This window comes from Stenotrophomonas sp. NRRL B-14846, from assembly GCF_050473585.1.
Classification (GTDB): Bacteria; Pseudomonadota; Gammaproteobacteria; order Xanthomonadales; family Xanthomonadaceae; genus Stenotrophomonas.
This window is the reverse complement of sequence record NZ_JBFLUN010000022.1, coordinates 408612-423037: the sequence shown is the minus strand read 5'-3', so window position 1 is coordinate 423037 and position 14426 is coordinate 408612. Positions and strand designations below refer to the sequence as shown.

At 66.9% G+C, this 14426-nt stretch carries 11 protein-coding genes; 7 read left to right on the top strand and 4 right to left on the bottom strand.

Annotated features, from left to right (window positions below; translation table 11 throughout):
- Positions 1–125 precede the first annotated feature (125 nt).
- The 5 genes from AB1281_RS04115 to AB1281_RS04095 are packed head-to-tail and all read left to right on the top strand — an operon-like array spanning position 126 to position 3149.
- Complete coding sequence (locus AB1281_RS04115) at positions 126–722, top strand: GNAT family N-acetyltransferase (protein WP_014036357.1); 597 nt, start codon at positions 126–128, stop codon at positions 720–722.
- Positions 668–1513, top strand: a complete 846-nt coding sequence (gene minC / locus AB1281_RS04110; protein ID WP_014036356.1) for a septum site-determining protein MinC — start codon at positions 668–670, stop codon at positions 1511–1513. Before AB1281_RS04115 ends, minC begins: the two co-directional genes overlap by 55 nt.
- 37 nt (positions 1514–1550) lie before the next feature.
- Entirely contained in the window at positions 1551–2360 is an 810-nt protein-coding gene (minD, locus tag AB1281_RS04105) for a septum site-determining protein MinD (RefSeq protein ID WP_005415682.1), read from the top strand.
- Between the two features lie 2 nt (positions 2361–2362).
- A complete protein-coding gene (minE, locus tag AB1281_RS04100) occupies positions 2363–2623 on the top strand; it encodes a cell division topological specificity factor MinE (protein WP_005408532.1) in 261 nt (86 codons plus the stop codon).
- Positions 2624–2669: 46 nt separating this feature from the next.
- A complete protein-coding gene (locus tag AB1281_RS04095) occupies positions 2670–3149 on the top strand; it encodes a hypothetical protein (protein ID WP_014036355.1) in 480 nt (159 codons plus the stop codon).
- A gap of 225 nt (positions 3150–3374) precedes the next feature.
- On the opposite strand, the gene AB1281_RS04090 is transcribed toward AB1281_RS04095, so the two are convergent.
- The 3 genes from AB1281_RS04090 to AB1281_RS04080 all read right to left on the bottom strand — a co-directional run bounded on the left by AB1281_RS04090 (position 3375) and on the right by AB1281_RS04080 (position 9051).
- On the bottom strand, positions 3375–4619 hold the full coding sequence (locus AB1281_RS04090) for a DUF819 domain-containing protein (protein ID WP_430345134.1): 1245 nt from the start codon (positions 4617–4619) through the stop codon (positions 3375–3377).
- A gap of 154 nt (positions 4620–4773) precedes the next feature.
- On the bottom strand, positions 4774–6852 hold the full coding sequence (locus tag AB1281_RS04085) for a prolyl oligopeptidase family serine peptidase (RefSeq protein ID WP_430345133.1): 2079 nt from the start codon (positions 6850–6852) through the stop codon (positions 4774–4776).
- 234 nt (positions 6853–7086) lie between these two features.
- Entirely contained in the window at positions 7087–9051 is a 1965-nt protein-coding gene (locus tag AB1281_RS04080; protein ID WP_153856399.1) for an OPT family oligopeptide transporter, read from the bottom strand.
- A 200-nt stretch (positions 9052–9251) separates the two neighbouring features.
- On the opposite strand from AB1281_RS04080, the gene AB1281_RS04075 reads away from it, so the two are divergent.
- Together AB1281_RS04075 and AB1281_RS04070 are read left to right on the top strand one after the other, a co-directional pair.
- Complete coding sequence (locus AB1281_RS04075; RefSeq protein WP_430345132.1) at positions 9252–10400, top strand: DUF1624 domain-containing protein; 1149 nt, start codon at positions 9252–9254, stop codon at positions 10398–10400.
- 180 nt (positions 10401–10580) lie between these two features.
- A complete protein-coding gene (locus AB1281_RS04070; protein WP_430345131.1) occupies positions 10581–12335 on the top strand; it encodes a peptide MFS transporter in 1755 nt (584 codons plus the stop codon).
- Between the two features lie 56 nt (positions 12336–12391).
- Here AB1281_RS04070 and AB1281_RS04065 read toward each other — a convergent pair whose 3' ends face one another.
- Positions 12392–14380 carry an alpha/beta hydrolase family protein gene (locus AB1281_RS04065; RefSeq protein WP_430345130.1) on the bottom strand — a complete coding sequence of 663 codons (1989 nt, stop codon included), beginning with the start codon at positions 14378–14380 and terminating at the stop codon, positions 12392–12394.
- Positions 14381–14426: the final 46 nt, after the last annotated feature.

The following is a 14426-nucleotide window of genomic DNA, read 5'->3' as shown; positions in this document are numbered from 1 at the left end:
CGCACCGCACCCCACGGAAGTCATGCCTGCCCGGTCGCCTGTTCATGCCGCAGCCCACCCCGGGCATGCAATAATCGTGCGCAGGGTCCCTTGATGGACCAACCGCGTTACCCCACGGAGTCACAATGTCGATTGTCATCCGCGACGTGCGCGAGCACGAGCTCGATTCCGTCCTGGCTTTGAACAACAACGCTGGCCTGGCCATCCTTCCCCTGGATGCGGCCCGCCTGCGCCTGTTCTATGAAACCGCTGAGTATTTCCGCGTCGCCGAGCGCGACGGCAACCTGGCCGGCTTCCTGATCGGCTTCGGCAGCGACAGCCAGCACGACAGCAGCAATTTCGCCTGGTTCAAGCAGCAGCTGGACACCCCGTTCTTCTATATCGACCGCATCGTGGTCGCCAGCCGCCGTCGTGGCGGTGGCGTCGGCCGTGCGTTCTATGCAGACGCGCAGAGCTTCGCCGAGCTGCGCTACCCGCAGATGACCTGCGAAGTCTTCCTCGACCATGGCGCCGATGCCGCCCTGCTCTTCCACGGCAGCTTCGGCTTCCGCGAACTGGGCCAGAACACCATGCCGCAGGTCGATGTGCGCGCCAGCATGCTGGCCAAGGAACTGTGCAGCTACCCGTGGGTCCAGGAGACCTACGGCGACAAGCTGCCGGATGTGGCATGGACACGCGCCCGGCAGCTGCCGGCGCAGGCACAGCGGCCGACGGGGACCTGAGCGTGGCGGTGAATTTCGATTACGAACAGGCCGGTGAACTGAAGATCGGCCAGGTGGGCATCGCCAACCTGCGCATCCGTACCCTTGATGTCGAGCGCCTCGTGCAGGAAATGCGCGAGCGCGTGACCCGCGCACCGAAGCTGTTCGGCCGCGCCGCGGTGATCCTCGACTTCGGCGGCCTGAGCCAGGTGCCGGATGTGGCCACCGCACAGGCGCTGGTCGACGGCCTGCGCAGCGCCGGCGTACTGCCGGTGGCACTGGCCTACGGCACCAGCGCGATCGACCTGCTCTCGCAGCAGCTTGGCCTGCCGCTGCTGGCCAAGTTCCGCGCGCAGTACGAACGTGCCGAGGCCGAGCCGGCCCCGCCGCCGCCCGCACCGGAGCCGCGCCGCGCGGCCCGTGCCGAACCGAAGCCGGCCCCGGCAACGCCGGTGGCCAAGGTGGCCGACGCCGCCGCACCGCAGCCGGGCCGCATGCAGCTGGGCAACGTGCGTTCGGGCCAGCAGCTGTACGCGGAAAACTGCGACCTGACCGTGATGGCCACCGTCGGCGCCGGCGCCGAAGTCATCGCCGATGGCAGCATCCATATCTACGGCACCCTGCGCGGCCGCGCGCTGGCGGGGGCCCAGGGCAACACCGCGGCACGCATCTTCTGCCGTGATTTCCATGCGGAACTGGTGGCCATTGCCGGCCACTACAAGGTACTGGACGATGTTCCGGACAACCTGCGCGGCAAGGCCGTCCAGGTGTGGCTGGAACAGGACCAGATCAAGATCGCTGCGCTGGACTGACGCAGCACCAAACTCATGCAGAACCAGGAGAAGTCCTTTGGCTGAAATCATCGTAGTCACCTCCGGCAAGGGCGGCGTCGGCAAGACCACTTCCAGCGCGAGCCTGGCCTGCGGCCTGGCGCGGCGCGGCAAGAAGGTGGCGGTGATCGACTTCGACGTCGGCCTGCGCAACCTCGACCTGATCATGGGCTGCGAACGCCGCGTGGTGTACGACTTCGTCAACGTCGTGCACGGCGAAGCGACCCTCAAGCAGGCCCTGATCAAGGACAAGCGTTTCGACAACCTGTACGTGCTGGCTGCCTCGCAGACCCGCGACAAGGACGCGCTGACCCAGGAAGGCGTGGGCAAGGTCCTGAAGGACCTGGCCGCCGACGGCTTCGACTACATCATCTGCGACTCCCCGGCCGGCATCGAGAAGGGCGCCTTCCTGGCGATGTACTTCGCCGACCGCGCGGTGGTGGTGGTGAACCCGGAAGTGTCGTCGGTGCGCGACTCCGACCGCATCATCGGCCTGCTCGACTCGAAGACCCACAAGGCCGAGTCCGGCCAGGACGTGCCGGCCTTCCTGCTGCTGACCCGCTACACCCCGCTGCGCGTGGAAAGTGGCGAGATGCTGAGCATCGCCGACGTCGAGGAAGTGCTCGGCCTGAAGGCGATCGGCGTGATTCCGGAATCGGGCGACGTGCTCAACGCCTCCAACAAGGGCGAGCCGGTCATCCTGGATGTCGAATCCGCTGCCGGCCAGGCCTATGAAGACGCCGTCGCGCGCATCCTCGGCGAAGAACGCCCGATGCGCTTCACCAACGTCGAGAAGAAGGGCTTCTTCAGCAAGCTGTTCGGAGGGTAAGCATGGGCCTGTTTGATTTCCTCAAAGCGAAGAAGACCACCGCCGAAACCGCCAAGAACCGCCTGCAGATCATCATCGCGCAGGAACGCAGCCACCGCGGTGGCCCGGACTACCTGCCGCTGCTGCAGCGCGAGCTGCTGGAAGTGATCAAGAAGTACGTGAACATCGACGTCGATGCGGTGAAGGTCGACCTGGTGAAGGATGGCCAGCACGACGTGCTGGACATCTCCGTGGCGCTGCCTGAAGGCCCGGACAAACCCTGATCCCCTGCCCCGCCCGTGCCTGCATGGGCGGGGCTGCCTGACCCGCATGACCGATACGACAACCGCCGTGGACATCACCTGCGTGGGCGACATCGCCTTTGCCGATGCGCAGTGCCTGCTCGCCGCGCACGGCCTTCGGCTGCACCACGTGGCGGCCGGCGAACCGATTCCCGGCAGCTACTGGGGCGAGCCCGAGGCGGGCATCATCGCCAGCAACGTGTACGTGCGCGATGACACACCGGTGCACTCGATGCTGCACGAAGCCTGCCACCTGATCGTGCTGCCGCCGGAGCGGCGTGCGCAGGTGCATACCGATGCCACCGACTCGGTGGCCGAGGAAGACGCGACCTGCTACCTGCAGATCGTGCTGGCCGGGCAGCTGCCCGGTGTCGGCAGCCAGCGGCTGATGGCCGACATGGATGCCTGGGGATATACGTATCGACTGGGGTCTACGAAGGCGTGGTTCGAGCAGGACGCCGAAGACGCGAAGGCGTGGCTGGTCGAGCGCGGGTTGCCGGTAGCGTAAAGCCGCAGGCGCGGTTGGCCACGGGCGCGTGGCGACGCGCCGGACCTTGCGGCGCCCCTCTTTTCACTCGGCGCGGTTCGAGCAGGACGCCGAAGACGCGAAGGCGTGGCTGGTCGAGCGCGGGTTGCCGGTGGCGTAACGCATCGGTAGTGCCGGCCGCTGGCCGGCAACCTCCTGAACCTGGGAAGCATCGCCTGGTTGCCGGCCAGCGGCCGGCACTACCCATCAGCCCTGCCCGGCCAGTGCGCGCAGGGTGATGCCGACGATGTAGGCCAGGTAGGTGCCGGTCGCATAGCCCATCGTGCCCAGCAGCACGCCCACCGGCGCCAGCGCCGGATGGAACGCGGCCGCCACCACCGGCGCCGAGGCCGGTCCACCGATGTTCGACTGCGAACCGATGGCGAAGTAGAAGAACGGCACCTTCAGCAGCTTGCCCAGGCACCACAGCAGCACGATGTGCACGGCAATCCAGATCAGGCCGAGCAGGAACAGCCACGGGCGGTCCAGCAGCGCCAGCAGATCCATCTGCATGCCGATGCAGGCGATCAGGAAGTACAGCAGCAGCGAGCCCAGCCGCGACGCGCCCGCACCTTCCAGATTACGTGCGCGGGTGAAGCTCAGGCTCAGGCCCAGCGTGGTCGACAGCACCACCACCCACACGAACGGCGCGTCCAGGCTGAACTGCGGAGCCCAGCTGACGTTCGCCTTGAACCAGGCCGCCAGCGGTGCGCCGATCGCGTGCGACAGGCCGACGCCACCGAAGGCCACGGCGACGATCAGCATCAGGTCGGTGAGGCTGGGAATGCGCTCATGTTCGGCCTGGAAGCGCGCGATGCGCTCCTTCAGTTCATCGATGGCCGACGTGTCAGCACCGCTGCGCGTATCGATCTTCGCTGCGCGCCCGGCCAGGAAGATCAGTGCGGCCATCCACACGTAACCGACACCGACATCGACCACCGCGAACTGGCCGAAGGTGGTCGCGTTGACGTCGAACACTTCGCGCATCGCCAGCATGTTGGCGCCGCCACCGATCCAGCTGCCGGCCAGCGCGGCCATGCCGGCCCAGGTATCACCGGCCACGGTGTCGGGATGGATCGCGCGCATCACCAGGAACGCCACCACCGCGCCGAGCATGATGCTGGCGGACGCACCCAGGTACATCAGCACCAGCTTCGGGCCGAGCCGCAGGATGCCCTTGATGTCCACCGCCAGGGTCAGCAGGATCAGCGCCGCCGGCAACAGGATGTCGCGTGCGATCGGGTTGTAGAGCCTGGTGTTCTGGCCGTCGATCAGGCCGACGGTGTTGTAGATGCCGGGAATCAGGTAGCACAGCAGCAGTGCCGGCACGAAGGTATAGAAGCGCTTCCACAGCCCCTGCTCGCGCGAGGCGGTCCAGAACACGGCGCCAAGGGTGGCGGCGATCAAACCGAAGACGACGATGTCGTTCTGGATCAGGGCGGTTGAGGGCATGCAGGCGCTCTGGGTAGAGCCGGCCGCTGGCCGGCTGCTGTTGGCTGGAGGTGTGCCGACCAACGGTCGGCACCCACCGGCGGGAACATCGGCACCCACCGGTAAAGCAGATGGTGAAACAAAAGCGCCGCCCCGAAGGGCGGCGCTGCAGTCATCAGTTGCCGATGTGCTGCTTCAGCCAGGCGTTGACGGTGTCATGCCACAGGATGCTGTTGTTCGGCTTCAGCACCCAGTGGTTTTCATCCGGGAAGTACAGGAACTTCGATTCGATGCCCTGGCGCTGGGCGGCGGTGAACGCGGCCAGGCCCTGCTCGACCGGAATGCGGAAATCCTGCTGGCCGTGGATCACCAGGATCGGTTTCTTCCAGTCCGCCACGTGGTTGACCGGGTTGAACTTCTCGTAGTTCGCGGCCTTCTGGTACGGGGTACCGCCCTGCTCCCACTCGGTGAACCACAGCTCTTCGGTGGCGTAGCCCATCATGCGCTGGTCGAACACGCCGTCATGGTTGACCAGGCACTTGAACGGGCTGTTCCAGTTGCCGGCAATCCAGTTGACCATGAAGCCGCCGTAGCTGGCACCCAGCGCACAGGCCTTGTCACCGTTGAGGAAGGAATACTTCTTCAGCGCCGCGTCCCAGCCCTTCTGCAGGTCTTCCAGCGGACGGTCGCCCCAGTGCTGGCTGATCGCATCGGTGAAGGCCTGGCCATAGCCGGTGGAACCGTGGAAGTCGATCATCACCACGGCGTAGCCCTGGCCTGCATAGGTCTGCGGGTTCCAGCGGTAGCTCCAGCCATTGCCGAAGCTGCCCTGCGGGCCGCCGTGGATCAGGAACGCGACCGGGTACGACTTGCCTTCCTGGTAGTTGTGCGGCTTGACCACATAGCCGTGCACGGTGTCGTTGTTCCAGCCCTTGAACTCGAACTGTTCGTAGTCGCCGAAGCTGACATCCTTGAGCACCTCGCCGGCAGCCGGGGTCAGCGCGCGCAGTTCGCCGATGGCTTCGCCCGCGGCCGGCAGCAGGCCGACCAGCACCTGGTCGTTGCTCTTCAGGCTGTTGCGGGTGATCGCCACGCTGTTGCCGGCCACGTCGACCGAGGTCACGCTGCCGTCGCCGATCAGCTTGGTGGCCTTGCCGCTGGCCACGTCGATCTGGAACAGCGGATGCTCGCCGAGGTCATCAGCGGTGGTGTAGATGCTGGCGCCATCCGCGGACAGGGTGATGCCGCCGGCCGAACGATCCCACTGCGGGGCGATCTCGCGGGTCTTGCCGCTGGCCAGGTCCATCGCCATCAGGCCGAAGCGGTCTGCCTCGAAGCCCGGGCGCTTCATCGCACGGTAGAACAGGGTCTTGCCGTCGGCGCTGAACACCGGGCCGGCATCCCAGGCCGGGTTGGCAGCGGTCAGGTTGACCGGCGCCTGCTTGCCGGCGGCGTCGAAGCGGTAGAGGTCGAAGTTGGTCGACCACGGCTCCTGCTTGCCGGCAACGCGGATGCTGGCCACCACGCTGGCGCCATCCGGCGACCACGCGAAATCATCATTGCCGCCGAACGGCTTGGACGGCGCATCACCATCGATAGTCGCGCTCAGCGCCGAGGCACCCTTGACCGCGCCGGCCTTGGCCGCCGGCAGCGGCGCCACGAACAGGGTGTTGCGGCGGCCGTCGTTCCAGGTATCCCAGTGGCGCACGAACAGCGAATCGAAGACCTTGCCGCTGGCCTTGGCGCCGGCCACGTCCTTGAGCTTCTTCTCGGTGCAGGCCAGGTCCGAGGCGCAGGCCTGGAACACGCCGGCGCTGAACAGCACGCGGTCGTCCTGCGGCGACACGTGGTAGCTGTCCACGTCCACCGGGAAATCGGTCAGCTGGCGCGGGGTGCCGCCGCTGATCGGCTGCGCGTACAGCTGCTGGCTGCCGTTCTTGGCACTGAGGAAATACACGGTCTGGCCATCGGCCGACAGCGACGCGGAATTGACGCTCCAGCCAGCCGGGGTGATCTGCTTCGGCGGGGCCGCGTCACGCGTGCGCAGGTTGCGCGCGAACAGCGCGGTGGAGGCCTTCAGGTTGGCGTCCACGCTGCGCTTGGCGAACACCACGGTGCCACCATCGGCGGTCAGTACCGGCGCGGAGACGCGGTCCATGGCCACCATGTCGCGGACTTCCAGGCCACGGGCAGCGGCGACGCTGGGCAGGGCGGCCAGCAGGCTCAGTGGCAGCAGGGCATGACGCAGTTTCATCGGGGTCTCCGCAGGACGGCAAAAAACCGATGGTAGGCCCGGGTGGCCGGGACTGCCAAGGCCATCGGTCATGGCCGGGGACGGGTCGATGCCTTCGCCAGAAAAGGCAAACCGCGCCGTAGCGCGGTTTGCGGTAGTGCTGGCCGCTGGCCGGCAATCTGTCTGGTTGCCGGCCAGCGGCCGGCACTACCGGGTCAGAGCCCTTCCCTGCGGGAAGGGATCCGACCCCGTGCATCACGCCACGGCGCGCTTGCCGGTGCGGTAGATCAGCCAGCCGACCAGGAACAGCACGGCCAGGCCGATCCACTGTGCGCCCGGCAGGTGGAACGGCACGGCCAGCACGTCGGCGCGGCTGCTGACCACGATCGGAATCGCGATGGCGATGCCCATCAGTGCCTCGCCGGTGATCAGGCCGGCAGCAAACAGCACGCCCGGCTTGTGCACGCGGTCGCGGCCTTCTTCGTCGTCGGCACGCACCTTGTGGAAGCGCTCGACCAGGTAGGCGATCAGGCCGCCGAGGAAGATCGGCACCATCAGTTCCAGCGGCAGGTAGATGCCGATGGCGGCGGCCAGCACCGGCACGCGGAATCGGGCGTTGCGCGACTTCAGCCAGCTGTCGAAGGCGATGATGGCGGCGCCGACCACGGCACCGATGCCGATGAAGGTCCACGGCAGTTCGCCACCGAACAGGCCCTTGGCCACCGAGGCCATCAGGTTGGCCTGCGGTGCAGCCAGCGCGTTCGGGTGCAGCTCGGACTTCACGCCAATGCCGTAGGCGGTGGCCAGCAGGTTCAGCACCGGCGCCATGATCAGCGCGCAGGAGAACGCACCGATGCCCAGCATCAGCTGCTGCTTCCACGGGGTGGCACCGACGATGTAGCCGGCCTTGAGGTCCTGCAGGTTGTCACCGCCGACCGCTGCGGCGCAGCACACCACCGCACCGATCATGATCGCGGCCACCGCACCCAGCGGCGCACCGCCGGCACCGACCGGCTTGAGGCCGTCGGCACCCAGCAGCACGACCAGCACGGCCGAGGCGAACAGGATCGTGGAGATGGTGATGCCCGAGACCGGGTTGTTGGACGAACCGATCAGGCCGGCCAGGTAGGCCGAAACCGAAACGAACAGGAAGCCGGCGACGATCATGATGAGGGTCATCGGGATCGACACGTGCCACTGGCCCACGATGGCCTGGTACAGGGCCAGCAGCGGCAGCACGAACACCACCAGGGCGACCAGCATCCACTTCATCGGCAGGTCGCGCTCGGTGTGCGCCAGTACCGGGCCGCCGCTCTTGCGGGCGGCGGCAAAGCCACTCTTGACGCCGTTGAGCAGCGACTTGCGCAGCGAGATCAGGGTCCAGATGCCACCGATCAGCATGGCGCCGACACCCAGGTAGCGCATCTTCGCGCCCCAGATGGCGAACGCGGCTTCGGTGGAGGAAGCTGCGGCAACCGACGCGGCCAAAGCCGGGTCGGTGTTCATGAAGAACGCCTGGTAGATCGGAATGGCGATGTGCCAGGTCAGGATCGAGCCGGACACCACCACGATGCCGACGTTGAGGCCGACGATGTAGCCCACGCCGAGCAGCGCCGGCGACAGGTTGGTGCCGATGAAGGCGGTGACCTTGGAGCTGCCGACGTAGGCCGAGGTGGCCCAGGCATCGGGAATCAGGCGCATGCCGCTTTCCGCGGCCAGCTTCACGAAGGCGCCGATCACCGCCGACAGGCCGAGGATCTTCAGGCCCGGGCCAGGATTCTCACCTGCCTTGAGCACTTCGGCCGCAGCCTTGCCTTCCGGGAACGGAAGCGGGTCTTCGACGATCATCGAACGGCGCAGCGGCACCGAGAACAGCACGCCCAGCAGGCCGCCGAGACCGGCGATGCCCAGCACCCACCAGTACTTGAAGTCCGGCCAGTAGCCCATGATCACCAGCGCGGGGATGGTGAAGATCACACCGGCGGCGATCGATGAACCGGCCGAGGCGCCGGTCTGCACGATGTTGTTCTCGAGGATGGAGCCACCGCCTAGCAGGCGCAGCACGCCCATGGAAATCACCGCGGCGGGAATGGCGGTGGCGATGGTCAGGCCTGCGAACAGGCCGAGGTAGGCGTTTGCGGCCGACAGCACCACCGCCAGCACGATGGCCAGGGCCACTGCGCGGAAGGTGAGCTGCTTGGGCGCAGCGTCGTGGTTCATGGAAGCCCCTGCTGGCAAAAAATCCCTGCCACGCTAGCTGTCGGGGCAGATCAAGTCCAGCGTGCCAAAGGATGGGGGCACGTGCTGCAGTGCGATGGCGCCGCACGTGCGACCGCAGCAGGCTGATACGGCAAAGCCGGGTTGGGTATCGCGCAAATGATATGTTATATCCTTCTATCGACCCGTCGCAGTTGCAGTGCATGCCCCCTTCCCCCTCCCCCCGCCTGGCCTCCATCGACCAGCTGCGCGGCACCGTCATGCTGCTGATGCTGCTGGACCACGTGCGTGAGACCTTCTTCCTGCAGTACCAGGTGAGCGATCCGATGGATGCGTCCACGGTCTCTCCGGCGCTGTTCGCTTGCCGCCTGCTGGCGCATCTCTGCGCCCCGGTGTTCGTGCTGCTCACGGGCCTGTCGGCGTGGCTGTACGGCCAGCGCCAGGCAGACCCGCGCCGGGCCACCGCCGCCTTCCTGCTCAAGCGCGGCTTGTTCCTGGTGGTGCTGGAACTGACCCTGGTGAACTTCGCCTGGACCTTCCAGTTCCCGCCGGACACGATCTATCTGCAGGTGATCTGGGCTATCGGTCTCAGCATGATCGCGCTGGCCGGCCTGCTGTGGCTGCCGCGCCCGACCTTGCTGGTACTGGCAGTTGCGCTGGTGGCCGGCCACAACCTGCTCGATACCGTGCGGGTCGAGGGCAATGGCGCGCTGGCGGTACTGTGGAAGGTGCTGCACCAGCGCGACTGGATCGAAGCCGGGGCACTGCGATTGCGCACCTCCTACCCGGTGCTGCCGTGGATCGGGGTGATCGCACTGGGTTATCTGATGGGGCCGTGGTTCGCCCGCGAGCGCGCGCCGGAGCAGCGGCAGCGCTGGCTGTTGTGGGGAGGCGCCGGCGCGCTGGCCCTGTTCGCGCTGCTGCGGTTCGCCAACCAGTATGGGGATGCTCCCTGGACGTACCAGACCACTACGCTGCGCACGTGGTTGAGCATCTTCAACGTCACCAAGTATCCGCCGTCATTGCAGTTCCTGCTGTTGACCCTGGGCGTGGGACTGTTGCTGCTGCGCCTGTACGAGTGGCCGCCAGTGGCGCGTGCGCTGCGGCCGTTGGCCGACATTGGTGCAGCACCGATGTTCTTCTACCTGCTGCATCTGTATGTGCTGAAGGGGCTGTATCTGGGCGCGCTGGCGGTCTGGGGGCCGACCCACGGCGAGCTGTATGCGCTGGATTCGGTCAGCGGCCTGCTGCTGGTGGCCTGTGCACTGGCGGTGATGATGTACCCGCCGACGCGGGCGTTCGCGCGGTTCAAGGCGCGACGGCGTGACCTGGCGTGGTTGCGGTACCTGTAACCGACAACACCGGGACGGCCATCCACGCATGGCGTGGATCTACTACAAGTGCCTCTGGCATAGATCAGCGTTGCGTGGCATCCCGCAAAGCCTGTTCGCCGGTCATGGCCCGGCGCTCCCGGGCTGCCCGCCCCGGGCCAGGGGCCTATAATCGCGCCCTTTCCGCTGTCCCCGCCGTCGATGACCGTTGCCGCTACCGCTTCCGACGACTTCCTGGGCCACCCCAAGGGCGTCTATGTCTGCTTCTTCACCGAAATGTGGGAGCGCTTCTCCTTCTACGGCATGAAGGCGCTGCTGCTGCTGTACCTGACCAAGTACCACCTGTTCGGCGACAAGGCCGGGCTGGACCTGCTCGGCGCCTACGGCGGGCTGGTGTACTGCATCCCGGTGTTCGGCGGCATGCTGGCCGACCGCTGGCTGGGCATGCGCCGGGCGGTGCTGTTCGGCGGCATCCTGCTGGTGCTCGGGCACCTTGGCATGGCCTTCGAAGGTCACGCGGCGTACCGGGTGAACGGCGAAGTGGTGCGCGACACCTCGGCGCTGGCGGTGACCTACCTGTCGCTGGCCCTGATCATCATGGGTGTGGGCTTCCTGAAACCGAACATCTCCACCATCGTCGGCAAGCTGTACGCCAAGGACGATCCACGCCGTGATTCGGGCTTCTCGCTGTTCTACGCCGGCATCAATCTGGGCGCGCTGTTCTCGTCGCTGGTGTGTGGCTTCCTCGGCGAGGCGTATGGCTGGAAATACGGTTTCGGCGCGGCCGGCATCGGCATGCTGGCCGGCCTGGCAGTGTTCCTGTGGGGCCAGAAGTACCTGCAGGGCCACGCCGAGCCGCCGCAACCGGCGGCGCTGAAGCAGAAGGTGCTGGGCCTGCCGCGCGAATGGCTCATCTATCTGTGCGCGGTGCTCGGCGTGCTGCCGGTGGCGTGGCTGATGTGGGCTGCCGGCAATGGTGCGTTCGCGCTGGGCGGTGAAATCAGCCTGGCGCTGATGCTGATGCTGGTGGTGCTGGGCGGCGTGCTGGTCTGGTTCGCCTGGTTCACCGGCAGCAAGTGCACGCCGGTGCAGCGCCAGCAGATGATCGCGCTGATGGTGCTGATCTTCATGGCGCTGGTGTTCTTCACGATGTACGAGCAGTCGTATGGCTCGTGGGTGACCTTCACCGACCGCCTGCTGACCAAGGACATCGTGCCTGCGCTGGTGATCACCGGCGGTACGCCGCTGCCGTGGTCGATCATCTCGCTGCTGCTGGCACCGCTGGGCTTCGTGGTCAGCGCGCGCCTGTCCGAACGGCGCCCGGGTTCGGCCGCACCGCGCACGTTCTTCGCCGCCATCGTCGTGCTGATGCTGGTGCTGCTGGTGCGCGACTGCCTGGTGATTCCGCAGACTGCCGGCTCGCTGACCTACCTCGGCGGCCTGTTCCTGGTGCTGCTGGCGCCGGCCTTCGCCGCGCTCTGGACCTGGATGGACCGCCGCGGCTGGGAGCCGGGCAAGCCGGTGAAGTCGGCCTGGGGCCTGGTGATCGGTGCGCTGTCGTTCGTGCCGCTGGCGCTGGCGGCGCAGCAGGTCGGCGCCACCGGTGAGATGGCCAGCGTGTGGTGGCTGGTGCTGGCCTACTTCCTGCTGGCCAGCGGCGAGATGTGCCTGTCGCCGGTCGGCCTGTCGGCAGTGACCCAGCTGGCCGTGCCGCGGGTGATGAGCCTGATGATGGGCACCTGGTTCCTGGCCACCGCGTTCTCGGAAACGCTGGCCGCGCTGTTCGGCAAGCTGGCCGCGATCGAGGTGCCGGAAGGTGAATCGCTGGACATGGTGGCCGCGGCCGGCGCCTATGCGCACCTGTTCTGGCTGCTGATGTGGATCGGCCTGGGCTGCGCGCTGGCTGCGTTCATCGCCGCGCCGCTGCTGAAGCGGATGATGCACGGGGTCAAGTAAACCCCGCGCGTGCGGAAAACCAGGGCGGCGGAAGGATCATCCGCCGCCCTGTCAGTTCAGGGCGCCTTGTCCTTGCCGGCCGCAGGTGCGGCCGTGGCGGTCTTGCCCCCCAGGCTGCGCGCCAGGAACGCCAGCAGCTTGTCGTAGTACTCGCTGCGATGGGCCTCGGTGTAGAAACCGTGGCCTTCGGTCTTGTAGTACAGGCTCTCCACCGGCGTGCCGGCACGCTTGAGCGCCGCTTCCATGCGCTCGGTGTGCTGGATCGGCGCGCGCTTGTCTTCGCCACCGGCCGCGAGGAACACCGGCACCTTGATCCGCTCGGCCAGGTTCACCGGCGACACCGCGCCCAGCTTGGCCGGATCCCCCAGCCATTCGCGCAGGTAGGTCACGCCTGAACCGCGGTCCTGGATGTCGCCACGGGTGTACATCATCGGCAGGTCGTAGACGCCGACATAACCGGCCGCGCACTGGTACAACCCGGGCTCGCGGGCGGCCCCCATCATCGCCGAGTAGGCTCCGTAGCTAGCGCCATAGATGCAGATGCGACGGCCGTCGGCGATGCCTTCGCTGATCGCCCAGCGGGTGGCATCGGTGACGTCGTCCTGCATCGCCGCGCCCCACTGCTGCGCACCGGCCTGGGTGTGGGCCCGGCCGTAGTTGCCCGAACCGCGGAAGTTGACCTGCAGTACGGCATAACCGGCGGCGGCCAGCATCTGCGTTTCGCGGTCGTACTGGCCGGAATCGAAGATGTCGAACGGGCCACCATGCGGCATTACCACCATCGGCAGGTTACGCCCGTCGCTGCCGGCCGGCAGGGTCAGGAAGCCATGCAGCGGCAGCCCGTCGCGGGCCTTCAGTGCAATCGGCTTCACGCTGGCGCTGCGGTCCACGTCGATCCAGTCGCTGCGGCTGATCAGGTGGTCAGCCTTGCGCGCCACCGTGTCGTACACGTAGAAATCGCCGGGATTGGTGCCTGACCAGGTTTCCACCAGCACGACACGGCCATCGCGGGTGCTGGAGGTGATGTAGACCGCTCCGCCAAAGGCGGCCTCCAGACTGCGATACAGGCGAGCCTCCGGCGACTTCTCGTCGAAGAAACGGGTACGCGGCTTATCGCCCAGATACAGCGCGCCCACCGGCACATGGGTGCCAGGCCGATGGATGATGCGGTACGGATTGACCACCTCGTCACGCAGCAGGGTGGCGCGTTCGCCGGTCTGCGGATTCCAGCTGACGATCGCATCCGGCCCCTGGGTCTGCTCGACATTGAGATAGGCCAGGTTGTCATCGGCCGAGAAGCCGAGGGCGGTTTCGATGCGCTTGCTGACCGCCTCGTCGTTGATCAGCTTCCAGCTGTCACCGCTGCGGTCGCGGAAGTACAGCTTGTTGACGTTGTCGCTGCCCGAGCCGTGCACGAAGCGGACCTCGCCCGCGTCGTCGGTGGTGAACTCGCCGCGTCGTACCGGTGAGGACGCCACCCGCGAGCGACGGCCACTGGTCACATCCATGCGATCGACGCGGGTGAACGGATCCTCGGCCAGCGGCCACACAGTGACCAGCACGTTGCGCTCGTCGCCTGGCAGGTCGTCGGCCAGGAAGGCAGCGACCGCCTCGACCTTCTTCGGCTGGATGCGGGTTCCCGGGCCGTTGCTCTCCACGCGGTAGCCCACCAGCAGTTCGCCGCGATTGCCGTTGGCATCGATGGCATAGAGTTCGCCGGTGGGATTGGGCTGGTCGAGCGAGCCCCACTTCTGGGCCAGGCCGATCAACAGGCGCTCGTTGCTGACCCAGTCGAACTCCTGCGCGTGGTTGCGGCTGGGTGGCCGGAAGCTGCCGACCATCTGCTTGTCCTTCAACCGCAGCACGGCGATCGCGGTGGTGTCCTCCATCGGCACCGTTGCCGCCACGTACTCGCCCCCCGGCGAAATCTTGATATCGGTGAAGGTCTCGCGACGCAGGTACTGCGTCAGGTCCACCGCCCCCACGCTGCCTGCGGCAACGCCCCCGATGACGGCCAGTGCGGCCGCCAGAATCGTCTTGTGCATCCTTCCCCTGCTCCTGTGGACACCTTGTCCTGGTGGCCGATTCTAG